Annotated in this window: 21 protein-coding genes; 12 read left to right on the top strand and 9 right to left on the bottom strand. The window is 67.1% G+C overall.

Annotated elements, in window-relative coordinates; all coding sequences use genetic code 11:
* Positions 1–8: 8 nt before the first annotated feature.
* Positions 9–764, bottom strand: a complete 756-nt coding sequence (locus I6I07_RS09035) for a c-type cytochrome (RefSeq protein ID WP_198486380.1) — start codon at positions 762–764, stop codon at positions 9–11.
* Between the two features lie 199 nt (positions 765–963).
* On the opposite strand from I6I07_RS09035, the gene rapZ reads away from it, so the two are divergent.
* Positions 964–1,836: an RNase adapter RapZ gene (rapZ, locus tag I6I07_RS09030; RefSeq protein ID WP_198487459.1), complete on the top strand. Its 873-nt coding sequence runs from the start codon at positions 964–966 to the stop codon at positions 1,834–1,836.
* Entirely contained in the window at positions 1,833–2,792 is a 960-nt protein-coding gene (locus tag I6I07_RS09025) for a septal ring lytic transglycosylase RlpA family protein (protein WP_198486379.1), read from the top strand. The genes rapZ and I6I07_RS09025 overlap by 4 nt, the downstream gene beginning before the upstream one ends.
* A 15-nt stretch (positions 2,793–2,807) precedes the next feature.
* Here I6I07_RS09025 and I6I07_RS09020 read toward each other — a convergent pair whose 3' ends face one another.
* Both I6I07_RS09020 and rsmI read right to left on the bottom strand, forming a co-directional pair.
* Positions 2,808–3,422: a methylated-DNA--[protein]-cysteine S-methyltransferase gene (locus I6I07_RS09020; RefSeq protein ID WP_198486378.1), complete on the bottom strand. Its 615-nt coding sequence runs from the start codon at positions 3,420–3,422 to the stop codon at positions 2,808–2,810.
* Positions 3,423–3,425: 3 nt separating this feature from the next.
* Complete coding sequence (rsmI, locus tag I6I07_RS09015) at positions 3,426–4,355, bottom strand: 16S rRNA (cytidine(1402)-2'-O)-methyltransferase (RefSeq protein ID WP_198486377.1); 930 nt, start codon at positions 4,353–4,355, stop codon at positions 3,426–3,428.
* Between the two features lie 65 nt (positions 4,356–4,420).
* Between rsmI and I6I07_RS09010 the strand changes: the two genes are divergently transcribed.
* Genes I6I07_RS09010 through I6I07_RS08995 form a run of 4 tightly spaced genes read left to right on the top strand, consistent with a single transcriptional unit; the run spans position 4,421 to position 6,761 of the window.
* On the top strand, positions 4,421–4,903 hold the full coding sequence (locus tag I6I07_RS09010) for a YraN family protein (protein ID WP_198486376.1): 483 nt from the start codon (positions 4,421–4,423) through the stop codon (positions 4,901–4,903).
* 30 nt (positions 4,904–4,933) lie between these two features.
* The gene (locus tag I6I07_RS09005) at positions 4,934–5,527 is read left to right on the top strand and encodes a phosphoheptose isomerase (RefSeq protein WP_198486375.1); all 594 of its coding nucleotides are present in this window, start codon (positions 4,934–4,936) and stop codon (positions 5,525–5,527) included.
* Complete coding sequence (locus I6I07_RS09000; RefSeq protein ID WP_198486374.1) at positions 5,524–6,270, top strand: BON domain-containing protein; 747 nt, start codon at positions 5,524–5,526, stop codon at positions 6,268–6,270. The genes I6I07_RS09005 and I6I07_RS09000 overlap by 4 nt, the downstream gene beginning before the upstream one ends.
* The gene (locus I6I07_RS08995) at positions 6,267–6,761 is read left to right on the top strand and encodes a peroxiredoxin family protein (RefSeq protein ID WP_006391817.1); all 495 of its coding nucleotides are present in this window, start codon (positions 6,267–6,269) and stop codon (positions 6,759–6,761) included. Before I6I07_RS09000 ends, I6I07_RS08995 begins: the two co-directional genes overlap by 4 nt.
* A gap of 177 nt (positions 6,762–6,938) precedes the next feature.
* Here the strand turns inward: I6I07_RS08995 and I6I07_RS08990 are convergent, their stop codons facing one another.
* Entirely contained in the window at positions 6,939–7,727 is a 789-nt protein-coding gene (locus I6I07_RS08990; RefSeq protein WP_006391818.1) for a MetQ/NlpA family ABC transporter substrate-binding protein, read from the bottom strand.
* A gap of 333 nt (positions 7,728–8,060) precedes the next feature.
* Here I6I07_RS08990 and argB point away from each other — a divergent pair, with 333 nt between their 5' ends.
* The 5 genes from argB to I6I07_RS08965 all read left to right on the top strand — a co-directional run bounded on the left by argB (position 8,061) and on the right by I6I07_RS08965 (position 13,167).
* Positions 8,061–8,963, top strand: coding sequence for an acetylglutamate kinase (gene argB, locus I6I07_RS08985; protein ID WP_006391819.1), 903 nt, complete (start codon positions 8,061–8,063; stop codon positions 8,961–8,963).
* Positions 8,963–9,709: a pyrimidine 5'-nucleotidase gene (locus I6I07_RS08980; protein WP_116522254.1), complete on the top strand. Its 747-nt coding sequence runs from the start codon at positions 8,963–8,965 to the stop codon at positions 9,707–9,709. The genes argB and I6I07_RS08980 overlap by 1 nt, the downstream gene beginning before the upstream one ends.
* A 43-nt stretch (positions 9,710–9,752) precedes the next feature.
* Complete coding sequence (slmA, locus tag I6I07_RS08975) at positions 9,753–10,328, top strand: nucleoid occlusion factor SlmA (protein WP_006391821.1); 576 nt, start codon at positions 9,753–9,755, stop codon at positions 10,326–10,328.
* Positions 10,329–10,611: 283 nt separating this feature from the next.
* On the top strand, positions 10,612–12,105 hold the full coding sequence (locus tag I6I07_RS08970) for a DASS family sodium-coupled anion symporter (RefSeq protein WP_006391822.1): 1,494 nt from the start codon (positions 10,612–10,614) through the stop codon (positions 12,103–12,105).
* A gap of 12 nt (positions 12,106–12,117) precedes the next feature.
* Positions 12,118–13,167, top strand: a complete 1,050-nt coding sequence (locus I6I07_RS08965) for an Ldh family oxidoreductase (RefSeq protein WP_198486373.1) — start codon at positions 12,118–12,120, stop codon at positions 13,165–13,167.
* Between the two features lie 830 nt (positions 13,168–13,997).
* On the opposite strand, the gene rodA is transcribed toward I6I07_RS08965, so the two are convergent.
* The 5 genes from rodA to I6I07_RS08940 form a co-directional block, all read right to left on the bottom strand.
* Positions 13,998–15,134 carry a rod shape-determining protein RodA gene (rodA, locus tag I6I07_RS08960; RefSeq protein ID WP_198486372.1) on the bottom strand — a complete coding sequence of 379 codons (1,137 nt, stop codon included), beginning with the start codon at positions 15,132–15,134 and terminating at the stop codon, positions 13,998–14,000.
* Positions 15,131–17,059 (bottom strand): penicillin-binding protein 2, encoded by a 1,929-nt coding sequence (mrdA, locus tag I6I07_RS08955; protein WP_198486371.1) that lies wholly within the window; start codon positions 17,057–17,059, stop codon positions 15,131–15,133. The genes rodA and mrdA overlap by 4 nt, the downstream gene beginning before the upstream one ends.
* Before the next feature lie 17 nt (positions 17,060–17,076).
* Positions 17,077–17,646 carry a rod shape-determining protein MreD gene (gene mreD / locus I6I07_RS08950; protein ID WP_054430699.1) on the bottom strand — a complete coding sequence of 190 codons (570 nt, stop codon included), beginning with the start codon at positions 17,644–17,646 and terminating at the stop codon, positions 17,077–17,079.
* Positions 17,633–18,517 (bottom strand): rod shape-determining protein MreC, encoded by an 885-nt coding sequence (gene mreC, locus I6I07_RS08945; protein ID WP_035359687.1) that lies wholly within the window; start codon positions 18,515–18,517, stop codon positions 17,633–17,635. The genes mreD and mreC overlap by 14 nt, the downstream gene beginning before the upstream one ends.
* A gap of 84 nt (positions 18,518–18,601) precedes the next feature.
* Entirely contained in the window at positions 18,602–19,645 is a 1,044-nt protein-coding gene (locus I6I07_RS08940) for a rod shape-determining protein (RefSeq protein ID WP_006391829.1), read from the bottom strand.
* Positions 19,646–19,872: 227 nt separating this feature from the next.
* On the opposite strand from I6I07_RS08940, the gene gatC reads away from it, so the two are divergent.
* Positions 19,873–20,181: an Asp-tRNA(Asn)/Glu-tRNA(Gln) amidotransferase subunit GatC gene (gene gatC / locus I6I07_RS08935; protein WP_006391830.1), complete on the top strand. Its 309-nt coding sequence runs from the start codon at positions 19,873–19,875 to the stop codon at positions 20,179–20,181.
* The last annotated feature ends 2 nt before the right edge of the window (positions 20,182–20,183 follow it).

Genomic DNA, 20,183 nt, shown 5'->3' with positions numbered 1-20,183 from the left:
TCGGCCCCTCACCGTTGCGCCTGGCTGCCGCACTCGGCGGGCAGGCGCAGGGCGCCGGCGGGCTCGGGCGCATAGGTGTCGGCCACCGGTTGCGACGACAGCCAGGCCGCCAGCGCGCCGATGTCTTCGGGCGTGAGCTTGTGGGCGATGTCCGCCATGCAGTCCGGCGCGGCGGCGCGGCGCAGGCCGTTCTTCCAGCTGCCGATCTGCGAGCCGACATAATCGCGCGGCAAGCCCAGCAGGCCGGGAATGGCCGGCAGCGCCCCGCCCAGCGAGGCGCCATGACAGGCGGCACAGGCCGGCAGGCCGCGGGCGGCGTCGCCCGACAGCGCCAGCTTGCGGCCGGCTTCGAGCGTGGCGGCCGAAACGTCGGCGCGCACCGGCGGCGGATACGGCACGTGCTGCGACGAGAAATAGGCGGCCATCTCGTGCAGATAGGCATCCGGCAGGCCCGCCAGCAGGTGCGCCATGGGCCGGTACTGGCGCCGGTCGTCGCGGAAGTTCAGCAACTGGTGATAGAGGTATTCCTGCGGCTTGCCCGCCAGGCGCGGGTAATAGCCGTCGGCGCCGGCGCGGCCCTGCTCGCCATGACAGGCCGTACAGGCCGCCACCCGGGCCGCCATGGTGCCGGGCTGCAGCACCTGGGGCGTGTCCTGGGCCAGCGCGGGCGCTGCCGAAAAGACAACAACGGCGGCGGCCAGGAGGCGGGATTTTGCCCAGAACCGTGGCAGTGAAACACTACGAAAGGAAATGAAGGCTAACATCTAGGATCAGTTAACACTAAGTCGAATTCCAACCCCGAAGGCGCATGCCGGCGGGGCGCGTAGATGAAGCGGTCGCGTGCGGGTGCCCAAGCTTACGCCAGGCCCCGCAAGGCAGTACAGGCGCAGATTCGCAGTTTACGGCCATATCAGATGCCAACCCGCCGGCATCCTCCTGGAAAAGCGTGCCACAATCATGTCCATGTTGAAAGTCGTCCTCGTTACCGGCATCTCAGGCTCAGGCAAGTCCGTTGCCCTGCGCATGCTCGAGGACGCCAGCTACACCTGCGTCGACAACCTGCCCGTGCGGTTCCTGACCGAGTTCGTCGCCAATGCCCGCGATGACGGCCTGGAACGCGTCGCCGTCGCCATCGACGTGCGATCGCCCGGCGAACTGGCCGAACTGCCCGACGTGGTCACCGCGCTGCGCGCCATGGGCACCAGCCTGCGCGTGGTGTTCCTGGACGCCAGCACCGACACCCTGGTGCAGCGCTATTCCGAATCCCGCCGCCGCCATCCGCTGACCGACCGCCTGCAACGCGGCGGCACCGCGCCGTCGCTGACCGACTGCATCGCGCTCGAACGCGAACTGCTGGCGCCGCTGCGCGAGCAGGAACACGTCATCGACACCTCGGAGCTGACGCCGGGCCAATTGCGCGCCTGGATCCGCGACCTGATCCAGGCCGACCGCGCGCCGCTGGTGCTGACCTTCGAATCGTTCGCGTACAAACGCGGCGTGCCGCGCGACGCCGACCTGGTGTTCGACGTGCGCTGCCTGCCCAACCCCTATTACGACCGCAACCTGCGTCCGCTGACCGGCCGCGACGAACCCGTCGCCGCCTGGCTGGCGGGTTATGAACAGGTGGGGCTGATGATCGACGACATCACCAGCTTCCTGAACCGCTGGCTGCCGCAGTACACGCAAGACACCCGCAACTACCTCACCGTCGCCATCGGCTGCACCGGTGGCCAGCACCGTTCGGTCTATGTGGTCGAACAGCTGGCCAAGCGCTTTGCCGACCACGACCCGCTGCTGGTGCGCCATCGCACCCAACTGCCCGACGAATCCGCATGATCCTGTCCCGTCCGCTCCATATCCTCATGATGCTGTTGCTGGCCATTGCCGTGGCCGGCTGCTCTTCCACCGGGGGACGTAAAAAGGGCGGCGGGTACTACAAGGACGACGGCCCGGACGCCAACCCGCCGTCGAACCTGGACCAGGTGCCGGACGCGGTGCCGCGCATCGAACCCTACGCCAGCGGCGCCAACCGCCCTTACGTGGTGTTCGGCCAGCGCTATGTGCCGGACACCACCGGCCAGCCCTACAAGCGCCAGGGCATCGCCTCGTGGTACGGCAAGAAATTCCACGGCAACTCGACCTCGATCGGCGAGCCGTACGACATGTACGCCATGACGGCCGCCCACACCACGCTGCCAATTCCCAGCTACGCGCGGGTCACCAGCCTGGTCAACGGCAAGACCATCATCGTGCGGGTCAACGACCGCGGACCGTTCCACAGCGACCGCATCATGGACCTGTCATACGTGGCGGCCTACAAGCTCGGCATCATCGGGCCGGGCAGCGGCCAGGTGGTGGTCGAAAGTATCCAGCAGGACGAAATCCGCCGCTGGGCCTCGCAGGGCCCGGCGCCCGAGCCCGCGTCCGCGACCGGCTCGACGCCGGTGGCCACGCCCGTCGCCGCCGCGCCGGTGGCGCTGGAGCCGCAGCCGCTGGCGCAGCAACCGGCGCCCGCGCCGGGCAGCGCGCCGGTACGCCAACCGGCGGCCGGCGGGATCGGCAACGTCTATCTGCAGGTGGGCGCGTTCAGCCAGCCGGCCAATGCGCAGTCGCTGGTCAGCCGCATCAATACCCAGTTGGGCGCGGCCGGGACGCCGCCCGCCGCGGTCGAGCAGGCCAACAACCTCTATCGGGTCAAGATCGGCCCCTATCCGGATCGCCAGAGCGCCCTGAACGCGGTGCAGCTGGTGTCGGACCGCATCGGCATCACGCCCAGCATCGCCGCGCAATAACGCGGCGTCCGCCCGCTACGCCGGCGGCCAGTCGAACGACGGCTGCTCGAACGGCAGTTGCGCCTGGCCATCACAGACCCGCCGCGCGCGCGCATTGCGGCTCAGGTACTCGCTGCCTTCGTGCTTGAGCAGCGCCTGCTTGCGCGGCAGGCCGCCGCCGAAGCCGGTCAGCGAGGTGTCGGCGCCAATGATGCGATGGCACGGAATGATGATGATGACGGGATTGCGGCCCACCGCCCCGCCGATGGCCTGGGCGCCCTTGGGCCGGCCGACGAGGCGCGCCAGTTCGCCGTAGCTGGCGAGCTGGCCGAAATCCAGCTTGCACAAGGCGCGCCAGACTTCATGCTGGAACGGCGTGCCGACCGGATCCAGCGCCACCTCGAACTCGCGGCGCCGGCCGCCGAACCACTCGTCCAGTTCGCGCCGCGCCTGTTCCAGGAGGGGATCGGATGCGCTGCGGGTCCAGCCCTCGGCGGACGGCAGCAGGGTCTGGTCGGTGAACCAGGCGCCGCGCAGCCCCTTGGCGCTGGCGACCAGTCGCATTTCGCCCAGCGGCGTGGGGATGTCACGGTAGACGATCGGCTCCGCGGCTTCGCCAGGACGCTTGCGGGTCTCTGCGGTGTAGATCATGGCTTACGAATTCTTGCGGGCCAGGGCCCGGGTGTACAGGGCGTCGCGCGACAGACCGGTGACCTTGGCGGCGATCTTCGAGGCGTCGCGAACCGACAGGGTTTCCAGCAGCGCATCCAGCAAGGCATCGGCGCGCGGGTCGGCGTCTTCGTCGGCCTCCTGGCCGGCCTGGGCATGCGCGATCAGCACGAACTCGCCCTGCTCACGGTGCGCGTCGGCCGCCAGCCAGGCGGCGGCCTCGCCCAGCGGGAACGTGGCGATCTCCTCGAACCGCTTGGTCAGCTCGCGCGCCACGGTCAACAGGCGGGCGGGGCCGCAGACCTCCAGCAGGTCGGCCAGCGTCGCGGCCAGCCGGTGCGGCGATTCGAACATCACCACCGGCGCCGGCAGCGCGCACCAGGTGCGCAGCCAGCGCTGGCGCGCCACGGTCTTGGACGGCGGAAAGCCGGCGAAGGCGTAGGCGGGATTCTCGTCGGTGGTGACGCCGCTGCCCATCAGCGCGGCGATCACGGCGCTGGGCCCGGGCACCGGCACCACCGCGAAGCCGGCCTCGCGCACCGCGCGCACCACGCGCGCGCCGGGATCGCTGACCGCCGGCGCGCCGGCGTCCGACACCAGCGCCACGCGCTGGCCCTGGGCCAGGCGCTCGCAGATGGCCTGCGCCGCGGCGGCTTCGTTGTGCCGATGCGCCGCCATCAGCGGCGTGCTGACGCCCCAGGCGTCCAGCAGCGTGCGGCTGGCGCGGGTGTCTTCGGCCGCGATCACGTCGGCGCGTTGCAGCGCATGCCAGGCGCGCAGCCCCAGGTCGCCCAGATTGCCGATCGGTGTGGCCACCACATACAGCGTCGAGGCGGGCCAATGCTGCCCGGCCACGCGTTCAGCGACGCGGGCCCAGGCATCGCCGGCCACCGGGGATGAGACATTTTGATTCATTGCTGCCTACTTACGCGGAAAACCATGCCAGTGTAGCCGCCATCGTCCCCTGTTTCGGAACTGGCATGCCGGATGACACATTCGCTTTCGAGCTGGCCCTGGCGGCGCGCCGCCGCGCGCAAAAACGGCGCCGGCGCGCCTCGACGCGCGCCACCGTCGCCCCCCACCGCCCGGCGCCGCGGCGCTCGCCGCGCCAGCGTATCGGCGATGGCCACGAAGACGCCGCCCTGCGCCTGCTGCGGGCCGCCGGCCTGGTGCTGCTGGCCCGCAACCTGGGCTGCCGCGCGGGCGAGATCGACCTGGTCATGCGCGACGGCGACGTGCTCGTGTTCGTCGAGGTGCGCTCGCGCCAGGGCGACGCCTACGGCGGCGCGGCCGCCAGCATCGGCCGCGACAAGCAGGCGCGCCTGGCGCGCGCCGCGGCGCATTGGCTGCCGACCCTGGCCATGCGCCACTGGCATGGCGCCACGCCCGCGGCCCGTTTCGACGCCGTGCTGTTCGACGGCGGCCAGGTCCGGTGGCTGCGCGCGGCGTTCGAGCTGGCTTGATTTGGGTCCGCCCGTGAGATAATCGCGGCCATGGATATGACCTCTCGAATGACGTCGCACTTTCGCGACGCCATGGCCACGTACGAACAAAGCATGAGCGTGCTGGCCGAGCCGCTGGCGATCGCGGTGGACGTGCTGTTTGGCTCCCTGGCCAACAACGGCAAGATTCTGGCTTGCGGCAACGGCGGCTCGGCCGCCGACGCGCAACATTTCATCGCCGAGCTGGTGGGCCGCTTCGAACGCGAACGCCTGCCCCTGGCCGGCATCGCCCTGAACACCGACACCTCGATCCTGACCGCCGTCGGCAACGACTATGGCTTCGACGAAGTCTTCGAACGCCAGGTGAACGCCTTCGGCCAGGCCGGCGACGTGCTGGTGGCCATTTCCACCAGCGGCAACTCGCCCAATGTGGTGCGCGCCATGGAGGCCGCCGCCAGCCGTGAAATGCACGTCCTGGCCCTGACCGGCAAGGGCGGCGGCGTCATGGGGGAACTCATTACGCCGATGGACGTCCATCTATGTGTTCCCAGCGATCGCACCATGCGCATCCAGGAAGTCCATATACTGCTGTTGCATGCGCTTTGCGACGGCATTGACGCTCTTCTGCTTGGAGACACCGAATGATTTCAGACGTCAGAACCGCCGCCCGCCCCCTGCTGCTCGCCGCGGCCCTGTCCGGCGCGGCCCTGTCGCTGTCGGCCTGCGCCCCCCTGATCGTGGGCGGCGCCGCCGCCACCACGGCGCTGGTGGTGACCGACCGTCGCACCTCGGGCATCCAGCTCGAAGACCAGAACATGGCCTTCAAGGCCCAGAGCCAGATCTCCCAGAAGCTGGGCGAAACGGCGCGCGTCAATGCCATGGCCTATGGCGGCCGCCTGCTGCTGACCGGCGACGTGCCCACCGAAGAGGCCAAGTCCCAGGCCACCGCCATCGCCCAGGGCGTCGAGAACGTCAAGCAGGTGATCAACCAGCTGACCGTGGGCCCGATCGCGTCCTTCGGCGTGCGTTCGAACGACACCTGGCTCACCTCCAAGGCCAAGACCGCCCTGGTCAACACCAAGTACGTGCCGTCCGGCACCATCGCCGTCACCACGGACCACAGCGTGGTCTACCTGATGGGCAAGGTGACCCAGGCCGAGGGCGACTACGCCGCCAACGCGGTCGCCGACCTGGGCGGCGTCGCGAAGGTGGTTAAACTGTTCGAGACCATCAGCCGCGAGGAAGCGATTCGCCTGTCGAACAGCGGCAGCAAGTCGACCAACACTGAAACCAAGGCCCCCATCGAGAGCGACCCGAATGCCGCCAGCAGCAGCGGCGGCAGCGCGCCCAGCGGTGGCAGCGCCGTAGAGGCCATGCCCATCAAATGAAAAAAGCCATCGTAGCCCTGGCCGTCCTGGTGGCGGTCGGTATCGGCGCCTGGTTCGTCATGCGCCCGGCCCAGACCGCGCCCAACGTCACCTTCACCACGCTGGAAGGCAAGACCTTCTCGATGCAGGATCTGCGCGGCAAGGTGGTGCTGGTGAAATTCTGGGCCACCAGCTGTGTCACCTGCGTCAAGCAGATGCCCGAAACCATCTCCGCCTATAACGAATACGCGGGCAAGGGCTACGAGGCCATCGCGGTCGCCATGGACTACGATCCGCCCAACTTCGTGCTGAACTTCACCGAAAGCCGCAAGCTGCCGTTCCCGGTGGCGCTGGACACCAAGGGCGACATCGCCCGCGCCTTCGGCGACATCCGCCTGACGCCCACCGCGTTCCTGATCGACAAGCAGGGACACATTATCAAGCGCTACCTGGGCGAATACGACGTGGCCGAGTTCCACGCCACCGTCGAAAAGGCGCTGGCCGCCGGCTGATCCCGCCCCGTCCGCCACCGCCCCTTGAACCGCCCGCTTGCCGGGCGGTTTTCATTTGACCGCGTCCGGACGTCGCCGGCAGCCAGCGCCGGACCCGGGCCGGGAGCCACCCGCCCCAAAAAGAAAACCGCCCGCATGCGCGGGCGGTTCTGGCGAAGCGGGCGGTCTGCGTCGCGATCAGAACGCCGGCACCACGGCGCCCTTGTACTTGTCGAGGATGAACTTCTTCACCTCGGGCGAGTGCAGCGCGTTGACCAGCTTCTTGATCCCCGGCGCGTCCTTGTTGTCGGCGCGGGTCACCAGGATGTTGGCGTACGGCGAATCGGCGCCTTCGATGAACAGCGCGTCCTTGGTCGGCACCAGGCCGGCTTCGAGCGCGTAGTTGGTGTTGATCAGGGCCAGGTCGACGTCATCCAGCGAGCGCGGCAGCATGGCGGCCTCGAGTTCGCGGAACTTCAGCTTCTTGGGGTTCTCGACCACATCGGCGGCGGTCGCCAGGATGTTGGACGGATCCTTCAGCTTGATGATGCCCTGCTTCTGCAGCAGCACCAGCGCGCGGCCGCCGTTGGACGGGTCGTTCGGGATGGCGACGATGGCGCCGTCCTTCAACTCTGCCAGGGTCTTGATCTTCTTGGAGTAGCCGCCGAAGGGTTCGACGTGCACCAGGGCGACCGGCACCAGCGTGGCCTTGCGGTCCTTGTTGAAGGTGTCCAGGTAGGGCTTGTGCTGGAAGAAGTTGGCGTCCAGCTGCTTGTCGGCCAGCTGCAGGTTCGGCTGCACGTAGTCGTTGAAGACCTTGATGTCGAGTTCCACGCCTTCCTTGGCCAGCTGCGGCTTGACCACTTCCAGGATCTCGGCGTGCGGGACCTGGGTGGCGCCCACCACGATCTTTTCGGCATGGGCGGCGGTGGCCGCCACCAGCAGAGCCGACGCCACCAGGGCGGAACGGACGAAATTCAAACGCATGAGTTGCCTCTTTTATAGGTAGAAATTGGGGGCAAATGCCCAGCCGGTGTGGAGAATCCCCCTCGTGAGGGGCGCTCCGTTGCGAAAACGCCCCCAATTTACCCCAATGCCGGTTATTTGTCGGGCATATGAACATGGGTTTAAAGCATAAGAAACCTGCGGGGACTACAATCCGTCGTATGCTTGCGCTACCGCGTTGCCAACGCGTTCCTGTGCAGGCATTTTTTACTGCCGGACCCCACGCCCCCACGGGGGGCAATGCCATCGCGCCATCAGCGGCGCAGGCTTTCAACCTCTAACTCTCATACCCTACTTATTGCCGACTTAGCTGCCATGACCGACACCCCCGACCCTGCTGCCGTCTCGTCTCCTGCTGTCAAAGCCGCGGTGCTCTCCGAAGCGCTGCCTTATATTCGACGATTCCACGGCAAAACCATCGTGGTCAAGTACGGCGGCAACGCCATGACGGAAGAGCGATTGCAACGCAGCTTCGCGCATGACGTGGTGTTGCTCAAGCTGGTCGGCCTGAATCCGGTGGTGGTGCACGGCGGCGGTCCGCAGATCGACGACGCGCTGCGCCGCATCGGCAAGCAGGGCACCTTCATCCAGGGCATGCGCGTCACCGACGCCGAGACCATGGAAGTGGTCGAATGGGTGCTGGGCGGCCAGGTCCAGCAGGACATCGTCATGATGATCAACGAGGTCGGCGGCAAGGCCGTGGGCCTGACCGGCAAGGACGGCGGACTGATCCAGGCCCAGAAGAAGCTGATGGCCAACAAGGAAAATCCCGCCGAACCGATCGACATCGGCTTCGTCGGCGACATCACGCTGGTCGAGCCGGCGGTGGTCAAGGCCTTGCAGGACGACCAGTTCATTCCGGTCATCTCGCCCATTGGCTACGGTGAAGACGGCACCGCCTACAACATCAACGCCGACGTCGTCGCCGGCAAGATGGCCGAAGTGCTGGGCGCCGAAAAGCTGCTGATGCTGACCAACACCCCGGGCGTGCTGGACAAGGCGGGCAAGCTGCTGCGCAGCCTGTCGGCCCAGACCATCGACGAGCTGTTCGCCGACGGCACCATCTCGGGCGGCATGCTGCCCAAGATCTCGTCCGCGCTGGATGCCGCCAAGAACGGCGTCAACTCGGTGCACATCGTCGACGGCCGCGTGCCGCACTGCCTGCTGCTGGAAATCCTGACCGACCAAGGCGTTGGCACGATGATCAGCTCGCACTGATGCGAGCGCTGCGCACCCTGCTGCGGCCGGCGGTGCGCCAGCGCCGCTCGCGCCGCACCGCCACAGGCGCCCCCGGGCGCCTGTGGTTGTTTGATCTGGACAACACGCTCCACGACACCTCCCACGCCATCTTTCCGCGGATCGACCACGGCATGACCATGGCCGTGGCCGAGGCGCTGGACGTCGACGTCGATACCGCCAACGCGGTGCGCAAGCAGTACTGGCAGCGCTACGGCGCGACGATGATCGGCATGGTCCGCAACCATGGCGTCGACCCGCACGCCTTCCTGCACCGCAGCCACGACTTCGACGTCGACCCGCTGGTGCGCGCCGAGAAGGCGCTGGCCTACAAGCTGCGGCAGCTGCCCGGCCGCAAGGTGCTGCTGACCAACGCGCCGCTGCATTACGCGCGCGCCGTGCTGCGGCGGTTGGGCATCCTGCGCCAGTTCGACAGCCTGTGGGCCATCGAGCACATGCGGCTGCACGGCGAGTTCCGTCCCAAGCCTTCGCCTGCCCTGCTGCGCTACGTGCTGGCGCGCGAAGGCGTGCCGGCGCGCCAGGCGGTGCTGGTCGAAGACACGCTCGCCAACTTGCGCGGCGCCCGTCGCGCCGGACTGCGCACGGTGCACGTATTCCATCCCGGCACGCCCTTTTCGCGCGGTCGCGCGCAGCGGCCGTCGTATGTCGACTTGCGGGTAAACTGCGTCAGTGATCTGCTGCTGCGCCGGCGCCCCCTGCGGGGCTAGCGCTCCCTCCCCCACCCCTGCCTGCGTACCACCAGACCCGTCCATGGCGAGCAAACCCGGCGAGCGCAAGACCCAGATTCTGCAGACCCTGGCCGAGATGCTGGAGCAGCCGCACGCCTCGCGCATCACCACGGCGGCGCTGGCCGCCCGCCTGGCGGTCTCGGAAGCCGCGCTCTACCGACATTTCGCCAGCAAGGCGCAGATGTTCGAGGGGCTGATCGAGTTCATCGAGACCAGCATCTTCACGCTGGTGAACCAGATCGCGATCGCCGAACCCTATGGCCTGTCGCAGGCGCACCAGACGGTGTCGATGCTGCTGACGTTCTCGGAACGCAACAAGGGCATGACGCGGGTGCTGACCGGCGACGCCCTGGTCACCGAGGACAACCGCCTGCAAGAACGGATCAACCACATCAACGACCGCATCGAGGCGTCGTTGAAGCAATCGCTGCGCATCGCCGTCACCGATGGCGGCCTGCCGCCCGAGGCCAACGTGGCCGCGCACGCCAGCCTGCTGACGCACCTGGTGCTGGGACGGTGGCTGCGCTATGCCCAGAGCGGCTGGCGCGTGGCGCCCACGCTGCACCTGGACGAACAATTGCGCCTGGCGCTGGGCTGACCCATTCGCGCCATAACACGAACGAATTAACTGTCCTGCACGACTGTTGTTCCGTTATTTGTTTGTTTTTATGCAACATTCGCAGGGTTGCGATTTTCGCGGGCGGACGAGCATAATCTCCGGATCGGTTTTCCGACAAGCACGATTGTCCCTCGAGTTGATATGCATCAATACGGGTTTTCCTTAATGCCGTCACGATCATTCTGTAGCGTCGGCACTTCGTTTTGATCCAGCCCAGGGCTGTGACGAGGTGCCGTCAGTTTGACCTCAACCGGAGATGGATATGACTGCGGAAACCGCTGTCCCTGCCTCGCAAGCCCCCAAGAAAGCCAAAATTCCGATCGGCCTGGTCGCCGGTTTCCTCGTCATGATCGGCGTGCTGATGATGCCCCTGCCGGCCGACCTGCCCGTCGCCGGCCATCGCATGTTGGCGATCCTCGCATTCGCGGTGGTGGTGTGGATCACGGAAGCCGTGTCCTACGAAGCCAGCGCGATCATGATCACGACGCTGATGGCCTTCCTGCTGGGCACCGCGCCCACCGTGAAGGATCCGCAGGTGCTGTACGGCACCTCCGCCGCCATCAGCATGGCGCTGACCGGCTTCGCCAACTCGGCGCTGGCGCTGGTCACCGGCGCGCTGTTCATCGCCGCGGCCATGACCTTCACCGGACTGGACCGGCGCATCGCGCTGGTGACGCTGTCCAAGGTCGGCACCAGCACGCGCCGCATCCTGATCGGATGTATCGCAGTGACCATCGTGCTGAGCCTGGTGGTGCCCAGCGCCACCGCCCGCAGCGCCGCCGTGGTGCCCATCATGATGGGCGTGATCGCGGCCTTCGGCGTGGACAAGCGCTCGAACATCGCCGCCGGCATCATGATCATCGTGGCGCAGGCCACCAGCATCTGGAACGTCGGCATCCAGACCGCCGCCGCGCAGAACCTGCTGACGGTCGGCTTCATGGAAAAGATGCTGGGCCAGCGCGTGGCCTGGTCGGACTGGCTGATCGCCGGCGCCCCGTGGTCGCTGATCATGTCGGCCGTGCTGATCATCATCGTGCTCAAGCTGCTGCCGCCGGAAAGCGACAGCATCGCCGGGGGCAAGGAAGCCGTCGAGAAATCGCTGCTTGAACTGGGCCCCATGACGGGCGCGCAAAAGCGCCTGATGGCCGTGTCGGTCATGCTGCTGCTGTTCTGGTCGACCGAAGGCAAGCTGCACAAGTTCGACACCACCTCGACCACCTACTTCGGCCTGGTCCTGCTGCTGCTGCCGCGCTTTGGCGTGATGACCTGGAAAGACGTGCAATCGCGCATCCCATGGGGCACCGTGATCGTGTTCGGCGTCGGCATCAGCCTGGGCACCGCGCTGCTGACCACGCAGGCCGGCCAATGGCTGGGCAACCAGGTGGTGGCGCATACCGGTCTCGACCATCTCGGCCCGCTGGCGATCTTCGCGATCCTGTCGGCCTTCCTGATCATCATCCACCTGGGGTTCGCCAGCGCCACCGCGCTGACCTCGGCGATGCTGCCGATCCTGATCTCGGTGCTGGCCACGCTGCCGGGCGACTTCAGCCGCCTGGGCATGACCATGCTGCTGGGCTTCGTGGTGAGCTACGGCTTCATCCTGCCGATCAACGCGCCGCAGAACATGGTGTGCCTGGGCACCGAAACCTTCAACGCCAAGCAGTTCGCCAAGGTCGGCATCCTGGTCACCATCATCGGCTACGCGCTGATGATGCTGATGGGCATGACCTACTGGCGCTGGCTCGGCTGGCTGTAAGGAGATCGCATCATGAAAATCTCCATTGCCCAAGCCAATGAATACGGCCGCCGCGTGCTGATGGCGCAAGGCGTGCCCGAGGACATCGCCCGCGACGTGGCCGAGCACCTGGTGGAGTCCGACCGGGTCGGCTACACCAGCCACGGCCTGTCGATCCTCACGAACTACCGGCGCGTGCTGAGCGAAGGCCTGGCGCAGACCGACGGCCGTCCCGAGCTGCTCAACGACCGCGGCGCCATGCTGGCCTACGACGGCCACAACGGCCTGGGCCAGTACGTCGGCAAAGTCGTGATCGAGGAGGCCATCGAACGCACGCAGGCGCACGGCCAGTGCATCCTGACGCTGCGCCGCAGCCATCACCTGGGCCGCATGGGCCACTATGGCGAGATGGTGGCGGCCAAGGGCCTGATCCTGCTGGCCTTCACCAACGTGATCAACCGCGCGCCCACGGTGGCGCCGTTCGGCGGCGCGCGCGCCTGCCTGACGACCAATCCGCTGTGCTTCGCCGGCCCGCTGCCGGGTGGCCGCCCGCCGTTCATCGTCGACATGGCGACCAGCTCGATCGCGGTGAACAAGGCCCGCGTGCTGGCGGCCAAGGGCGAACAGGCGCCCCCGGGATCGCTGATCGACGCGCAAGGCAATCCGACCACGGACCCGGGCGCGCTGTTCGCCGATCCCCCCGGCGCGCTGCTGCCGTTCGGCGGCCACAAGGGTTACGCGATGGGCCTGGTGGCCGAGCTGCTGGCAGGCGTGCTGTCCGGCGGCGGCACGATCCAGCCGGAACATCCGCGCAACGGCGTGGCGACGAACAACATGTTCGCGCTGCTGCTGGATCCGCAGGTGGACTTCAATACGGACTGGCGCTCGATGGAAGTGGGCGCGTTCATCGACTACCTGCATGCCTGCCCGCCGCAACCGGGCGTGGACGGCGTCCAGTATCCGGGCGAGTACGAAGCCCGCAACCGCGAGCTGAACGCGGAGTCGCTGGAATTCGCGCCCCCAATCTGGGATGGATTGAAGAAGCTGGCCGCGGACCTTGGGGTGCCTGAAGCGTTGCCTTGAGGGTTTGTGTTTACGGGTGTTTTTGCGGGCGGCTCAGGGGTTCTTGAGCCGCCCGTTGCGTTGGCGGTCGGGGGTGGCGGGGCTACGATTGCGGTCCGGAGCCTTCGCTCCGGACTGCCCCGTTGTCAACCTCGTACGCCTTCGGCTCCCTACGGTTTCCCTCGGGCGCATCTACACGCCCCGCCCCCCCCCGACCGCCAACGCAACGGGCTCACGTCGTCTCGGGTTCAATATCGCAGGGACGAATTGTGTGCTTGGCGTTTTTGCCAGCGACTGGGGGGAGAAGAGGATCTTGCGGGGCCCGCCCAAAGCGGCCGCGCGGGCGGCCTTTTTGGGCTTACGCGCGATGTGGGGACGTCGAGGGGGTGGCGGCGGAGCCGCTGGTGAGGGGACCTGTGATGTTCATCGGCGTGGTCGGCGCGAGAGGTCCGTCACACGCAATACGTTCTACGCCGCGCCGACCACCACCGCCCCTCCCCTGACCATGCGGAATTATCAGCACCCCACTCGTCACCCACGCGCAGCGAACCCCGCCCCGACGCCAGACACCATGTATGCCGATGATGGCCGCCCGCGCGGCCGTCATCGGCGAGCAACGCAAGACTCTCTCCTGACCCCACGCTGCAGCAGCGCCACATTTCTCGACAGCGGTAGCCCGGGGCGGGCGGCGCACGGGTGGGCGCGCCGTCAGATGCGCCCGACGGAAACCGTAGGGAGCCGAAGGCGTACGAGGTTGAGTATGGGGCAGTCCGGAGCGAACGCTCCGGACCGCAATCGCAGGCGCGCCCACCCGTGCGCCGCCCGCCCCGGGCGGCCTACGAAGAAAAAGCTCAGCTCTTAACCGACCGATGCCGACTAATGCTCATCATGATCCCAAACGCAATCCCCATGGTGAACAAGGCCGTCCCCCCATAGCTCATGAACGGCAATGGCACGCCAACGACAGGCAGAATCCCCGTCACCATGCCCACATTCACGAACACGTAAATGAACAACATCATCGTCAACGCCCCGGACAGCAACCGCCCGAACTGCGATGATGCGCGCGAAGCGATGGTCAGGCCGCGGGCCATCATCAGGCCGTACAGCACCAGGATGGCGATGCCGCCGTACAGGCCGAACTCCTCGGCGTAGACGGCGAAGATGAAGTCGGTGGTGCGTTCGGGGATGAAGTCCAGGTGCGTCTGCGTGCCCTTCATGTAGCCCTTGCCGTAGACGCCGCCCGAGCCCACCGCGATCATCGACTGGATCGTGTGGAAGCCCTTGCCGAGCGGGTCCGAGCTGGGATTGAGCAGCGTGCAGACGCGGTGCTTCTGGTAGTCGTGCAGCACCACCCAGTTGACGTCGGGCTCGCAGAGCTGGTCTTCGTAATAGACCAGCGTGCCGATAGCGATGATGCCGGCCAGCATGACCGGGACCAGCAGCTTGAACGACAGGCCCGCGAAGTAGATGACGAAGAAGCCCGCGCCGAACACCAGCAGCGCGGTGCCCAGGTCGGGCTGCAGCACGATCAGGCCGAAGGGGGCCGCCAGCATCGCGGCGGCGGCCAGGAAGTCGCGGATGCGGACCGCGCCCTCGTGGCGCTGGAAGTACCAGGCCAGCATCATGGGCACGGCGATCTTCATCATCTCGGACGGCTGGATGCGGGTCACGCCCAGGTTGAGCCAGCGCGTCGCGCCCTTGCTGGTCTCGCCGAAGAATTCCACGCCCAGCAGCAGCACCACGCCGACCACGTAGAACGGCAGCGCCAGCTTCATCAGCCACTTGGGCGGAATGAGCGCCATGATCCACATGGCGAAGAAAGCGATGATGAAGTTGCGCGACTGCTCGGCGAAGCGCCAGTCGGTGCCGCCCACCGCCGAATGCATGACGGTCAGGCCGAGCGCGGCGAACATCATCAGGATCGCCAGCAGCGGCCAGTCGAAGGCCGTGAAGACGCGCAGCAGGATCAGGCCGAGACGCTTCATTGTTGGCGCACCAGGTCGGAGGTGATGGTTTCAACCGATGCCGTCGGCAGGTTGCGATCCGGACGCACGATCTTGTCCTGGCGGTCCTTGGCCAGCCAGTAGTCGAACACCTTGCGAGCCACCGGCGCGGCGACGCTGGCGCCCCAGCCGGCGTTCTCGACGATCAGCGCGACGGCGATGCGCGGGTGTTCCAGCGGCGCGAAGCCCATGAACAGCGCGTGGTCGCGCAGGCGTTCGTCGATGGCGCTGGCGCGGTAGTGACCGCCGCGCAGGCTGAACACCTGGGCCGTGCCGGTCTTGCCCGCGGCCTGGTAGGGCGCGTTGGCGAAGGCGCGGCGCGCGGTGCCGGCGCGCACCACGTCGGCCATGGCGTTCTTGATGACGTCGACGTTGGCCTGCTTGAGCGGGATGCGGTAGTCGGGCGCGGACTCGGTGGGCTTGGCCACGCCCGAGCGCGGATCGCGCACCGCGTGCACCAGGTGCGGACGGCGGTACAGGCCGTCGTTGGCCAGCGTCGAGGTGCCCTGCGCCAGCTGCAACAGGGTGAAGGCGTTGTAGCCCTGGCCCACGGCGACGGAAATGGTCTCGCCGGCGTACCAGCGCTGGCGTTCCTTGTCCTTGTAGGCCGAGCGCTTCCAGTCGGTGGACGGCAGCACGCCGCGCTTTTCGCCTTCGAGGTCGATGCCGGTGATCTGGCCGAAGCCGAACTGCTTGGTGAAATCGTGCAGCGCGTTCACGCCGATCTCGGGGCCGAGCGAATAGAAATACGTGTCCGACGACACCACGATGGCCTTGTGCATGTCGGTCATGCCGTAGGCGGCGCCGCCGGCGTTGCGGAATTTCTGGCCGCCGAACTCGAAGTAGCCGGGATCGGAGATGCGGTCGGTGGCGCGGCGCTTGCCCAGCTCCAGCGCCGCCAGGCCGACGAAGGGCTTGTAGGTCGAGCCGATCGGATAGGTGCCGTACAGCGGGCGGTTGATCAGCGGGTGGTCCGGCGACTCGTTCAGCATGCGCCAGTTGTCCACGTCGATGCCGTCGACGAACAGGTTGGGGTCGAACGAGGGCTGCGACACGAACGCCAGCACCTCGCCGGTGTCGGGGTCGATCGCCACCAATGCGCCGCGCTGGCCCACGAAGGCTTCCTCGGCCACTTTCTGCAGGCCCATGTCGATCGACAGCATGATGTCCGAGCCCGGCACCGGGTCGATGCGGCGCAGCGTGCGCATGGGACGGCCGCCCGCGGTCACCTCGACCTCTTCCAGGCCGGTGCGGCCATGCAGCGCCTCTTCCCAGGTCTTCTCGATGCCCTTCTTGCCGATGACGTCGGTGCCGCGGTAGTTGCCCAATTGGCCGGCGCGCTCGAGTTCCTCGATGTCGCCCTCGGCGATGCGGCCGATGTAGCCGACCACGTGGGCGGCGGACTGGCCTTGCGGATACTCGCGCACCCAGCGCGCGCGCAGCTCGACGCCCGGGAACTGGAAGGCGTGGGCGGCGAACCAGGCCGCCTCGGTCTCGTTGAGGTTGTTGCGCAGCTGCAGGCTGGCGTAGCGGCTGGATTCGGCCGCGCGGCGCTTGAAGCGGCGCTGGTCGGCCGGGCTGATGTAGACCACCTGCGTCAGCCGCTCGAACAGCGCGTTCATGTTGCCGGCCTGGGCCGGCACCACTTCAAGCGTGTAGGTGCGGTAGTTGCGCGCCAGCACCTCGCCGTTGCGGTCGAGGATCTCGCCGCGGCGCGGCGGGATCGGCACCACGGCGATGCGGTTGCGGTCGGCGCGTTCGGACAGGCCCTCGTAGCGATCGACCTGCAGGTACCAGAACCGGCCCACCAGCACGCCGAAGCAGGCCAGCGCGAACACGCCGCCCACCCAGGCGCGCAGGCGGAAGCGCTGCTTTTGCTGCTGGCCGGTTTTCTTGAATTCGAACATGTGACGCGGCGCCGCCGTCAGGCGGAGGAAGATTCGGCGTCATCGGCACCGCGCTGCGGCAAGTGCAGCACCCAACCCGCCAGCGGCCACAGGGCGGCGGTGATGGCCACGCTGATGCCCCAGTCCCAGCCCGGCCACTTGCCGGCCAGCCAGGCGTGGATGATCTGGGTGAGGAAGCGGGCGATCAGGAACACAGGCAGCATGTGCATGGCCTGGCTCCAGAGGTCGAAACGCTGCAGGCGGCGGTGCAGCACCACGGCGCCGTAGGCGACCAGGGTGTAGGACAACGCATGCTCGCCCAGCAGGCCGGCGTCGTGCACGTCCATCAGCAGGCCGAAGCAGAAGGCGGTGAACAGGCCGACGCGGCGCGGCTCGTGCACGCACCAGAAGGCGATGATCAGGATCAGGACGTCGGGCGCGCCCTGCCACAGGCGCCAAGGCAGCAGCGACACCAGCCAGACCAGCAGGATGGTGCCCCAGACGAAGACCCCGTGCGCGGGGCCCGACAGGCGTTCCGGGTGCACGTTGCTGGGCGTGCCCAGCCGGCGCCGCGGTTGGCCTGATGATTGTTGATTAGTCCGATCCACCGGAATCGACCTCCTGACGGTTGGACTCGGCACGTTCCACATCCACCTGCAGGACCAGGAAGTGGCGATAACGTTCAGGGTGGGCCAGCGGTTCGCAGACGGCTCGCGCGAAGCCGGAAGCGGTATCGCGCTCGACCGAGGTTACCTTGGCCACCGGCAGGCCGGCGGGAAACAGCCCGCCGACGCCACTGGTGACGATAGTATCGCCTTCCTTGATGTCGGCATTGGCCGCGAGGTAACGGACCTCCATCTTGCCGGGAGAGTTCCCGCCAAAGGCGATCAGCCGCAGACCATTGCGCAGCAGCTGCACCGGGATGGACACCTGCTCGTCGGTGACCAGGGCGGCTTCGGCCGTCATGGGCGTCACGCGCACGATCTGGCCGACCACGCCGCCTTCGTCGATCACGGGCATGCCCGGCGCCAGGCCGGCCTTGCTGCCCTTGTTGAACACCAGCCGCTGGTTGAAGGCGTTGGTGGGCTCGTACAGCACTTCCACCACCACGGCCGACTGCGCCACGGTATCGGTCACGCCGAGCAGGCGGCGCAATTGCGCGTTTTCGGCGGCCAGCTGCGCCGCATGCGTGGCCACCTGGGCCAGCTCGATGCGCTGGCGCTGCAAGGCTTCGTTTTCAGTGCGGATGAGGTTGGCGGCGTTGACCCACTCGTTGACCTGTTGGACTAGGTCGCGCGGCGCCATGACGGCGCGCTGGAAGGGATACAGCGCCACGGACATCGCGCGGCGCGCCGGTTCCAGCATGCGCCACTGCGAATCCATGATGATCAAAGCCACTGCCAGGACGACCAGGATGACCAGCCGCACCTCCGCCGGAGGGCCGCGCCTGAATAGGGGAGGAGTCCCTTGTCGTTGCATGAATCTCAGCCCGGGCGCCCGCGCCCGCGGCCCCCGCAGCGGCCGGAGCCGTGAAAAAGCGGGGCTCCGGGCTGGCGGGCAGAATTAGTCGTTGATGAAGATCGCGCCCAGTTTCTCAAGGTGTTCCAGCGCCTCGCCGCAACCGCGCACGACGCAGGTCAGGGGATCATCGGCGACCACCACCGGCAGGCCGGTTTCTTCCTGCAGCAGGCGGTCGAGGTCGCGCAGCAGCGCGCCACCACCGGTCAGGGCGATGCCCTTGTCGGTGATGTCGGCGCCGAGTTCGGGCGGTGTCTGTTCCAGGGCGATCTTGACGGCCGAGACGATCTGGTTGAGCGGGTCGGTCAGCGATTCCAGGATCTCGTTGGACGAGACCGTGAAGCTGCGCGGCACGCCTTCGGCCAGGTTGCGACCCTTGACCTCGATCTCGCGGACTTCGGAACCCGGGAACGCCGAGCCGATTTCCTTCTTGATGAGTTCGGCGGTGGGTTCGCCGATCAGCATGCCGTAGTTGCGGCGGATGTAGTTGACGATGGCCTCGTCGAACTTGTCGCCGCCGACGCGCACGGAACCCTTGTAGACCATGCCGCCCAGCGAGATGACCGCCACTTCGGTGGTGCCGCCGCCGATGTCGACGACCATGGAGCCGCTGGCGTCGGAGACGGCCAGGCCGGCGCCGATGGCCGCGGCCATGGGTTCTTCGATCAGGAACACATGCGAGGCGCCGGCGCCGAGGGCCGATTCGCGGATGGCGCGGCGTTCAACCTGGGTGGAGCCGCAGGGCACGCACACGATGATGCGCGGGCTGGGCGCCAGCATGTTGCGGGGGTGCACCATGCGGATGAACTGCTTGAGCATCTGCTCGGTGACCGTGAAGTCGGCGATGACGCCATCCTTCATGGGCCGGATGGCCTCGATGTTGCCGGGCACGCGGCCGAGCATCTGCTTGGCCTCCTGGCCGACGGCCTGGATGATTTTCTTGCCGTGAGGCCCGCCTTCATGACGGATAGCGACCACGGAGGGCTCATCGAGCACGATGCCCTTGCCGCGGACGTAGATCAGCGTATTGGCGGTACCGAGGTCGATCGCCATATCGCTGGAAAAATAACTGCGCAGGAATCCGAACATGGGAGCTCAGCTAAATTCTGGGGGGAATTGGGGTCATGCCGCGGGGCGTACGGCCCAGGAAACCCTGGGTGCGCCTGTCATCACGGCGATTAAACCGTGAATCATAACTTATAATTTCCCCGGAAATAGCGCATAAATGCAGGCTATTCAAGCTTTGTAACGGGTTTGGCATGTGCATACTGCCCAGTCCCGCCCCTCGGCCTTCGCTTCTCGATATTGCAATCCCCATGGCGCTCAATGACACAGATGTGGCCCGCATTGCCAAGCTGGCCAGAATCGAACTGACCCCGGACCAGCGCGGCCACGCGCAGGCCGAGCTCAATGGCATCCTCCACCTGATCGAACGGCTCCAGGCCGTCGACACCCAGGGCGTCGAACCCCTGGCCCACCCGCTGTCGGCCCACGAGGACATCGTGCTGCGCCTGCGCCAGGACGCCGTGACCGAAACCGCCTCGGAGGCCCGCCGCGCTGAGCTGCTGGCCAACGCCCCCGACGCCCAGGACGGTCTTTTCCTGGTCCCCAAGGTTCTCGACTAAGC

Source organism: Achromobacter deleyi, from assembly GCF_016127315.1.
Classification (GTDB): domain Bacteria; phylum Pseudomonadota; class Gammaproteobacteria; order Burkholderiales; family Burkholderiaceae_B; genus Achromobacter; species Achromobacter insuavis_A.
Note: the sequence above shows the minus strand (reverse complement) of the source record. Positions and strands in the feature narration are given on the sequence as shown.

Bases quoted from the DNA above. Each gene is read 5' to 3' on its own strand.
- rsmI (WP_198486377.1), bottom strand. From the start codon at position 4,355: ATGAATCAAAATGTCTCATCCCCGGTGGCCGGCGATGCCTGGGCCCGC.
- I6I07_RS09025 (WP_198486379.1), top strand. From the start codon at position 1,833: ATGATCCTGTCCCGTCCGCTCCATATCCTCATGATGCTGTTGCTGGCC.
- I6I07_RS08970 (WP_006391822.1), top strand. From the start codon at position 10,612: ATGACTGCGGAAACCGCTGTCCCTGCCTCGCAAGCCCCCAAGAAAGCC.
- mrdA (WP_198486371.1), bottom strand. From the start codon at position 17,059: ATGTTCGAATTCAAGAAAACCGGCCAGCAGCAAAAGCAGCGCTTCCGC.
- I6I07_RS08995 (WP_006391817.1), top strand. From the start codon at position 6,267: ATGAAAAAAGCCATCGTAGCCCTGGCCGTCCTGGTGGCGGTCGGTATC.
- gatC (WP_006391830.1), top strand. From the start codon at position 19,873: ATGGCGCTCAATGACACAGATGTGGCCCGCATTGCCAAGCTGGCCAGA.
- I6I07_RS08965 (WP_198486373.1), top strand. From the start codon at position 12,118: ATGAAAATCTCCATTGCCCAAGCCAATGAATACGGCCGCCGCGTGCTG.
- I6I07_RS08940 (WP_006391829.1), bottom strand. From the start codon at position 19,645: ATGTTCGGATTCCTGCGCAGTTATTTTTCCAGCGATATGGCGATCGAC.
- rodA (WP_198486372.1), bottom strand. From the start codon at position 15,134: ATGAAGCGTCTCGGCCTGATCCTGCTGCGCGTCTTCACGGCCTTCGAC.
- rapZ (WP_198487459.1), top strand. From the start codon at position 964: ATGTTGAAAGTCGTCCTCGTTACCGGCATCTCAGGCTCAGGCAAGTCC.
- I6I07_RS09035 (WP_198486380.1), bottom strand. From the start codon at position 764: ATGTTAGCCTTCATTTCCTTTCGTAGTGTTTCACTGCCACGGTTCTGG.
- I6I07_RS09005 (WP_198486375.1), top strand. From the start codon at position 4,934: ATGGATATGACCTCTCGAATGACGTCGCACTTTCGCGACGCCATGGCC.
- mreC (WP_035359687.1), bottom strand. From the start codon at position 18,517: ATGCAACGACAAGGGACTCCTCCCCTATTCAGGCGCGGCCCTCCGGCG.
- I6I07_RS09020 (WP_198486378.1), bottom strand. From the start codon at position 3,422: ATGATCTACACCGCAGAGACCCGCAAGCGTCCTGGCGAAGCCGCGGAG.
- I6I07_RS09000 (WP_198486374.1), top strand. From the start codon at position 5,524: ATGATTTCAGACGTCAGAACCGCCGCCCGCCCCCTGCTGCTCGCCGCG.
- slmA (WP_006391821.1), top strand. From the start codon at position 9,753: ATGGCGAGCAAACCCGGCGAGCGCAAGACCCAGATTCTGCAGACCCTG.
- I6I07_RS08980 (WP_116522254.1), top strand. From the start codon at position 8,963: ATGCGAGCGCTGCGCACCCTGCTGCGGCCGGCGGTGCGCCAGCGCCGC.
- I6I07_RS08990 (WP_006391818.1), bottom strand. From the start codon at position 7,727: ATGCGTTTGAATTTCGTCCGTTCCGCCCTGGTGGCGTCGGCTCTGCTG.
- argB (WP_006391819.1), top strand. From the start codon at position 8,061: ATGACCGACACCCCCGACCCTGCTGCCGTCTCGTCTCCTGCTGTCAAA.
- I6I07_RS09010 (WP_198486376.1), top strand. From the start codon at position 4,421: ATGCCGGATGACACATTCGCTTTCGAGCTGGCCCTGGCGGCGCGCCGC.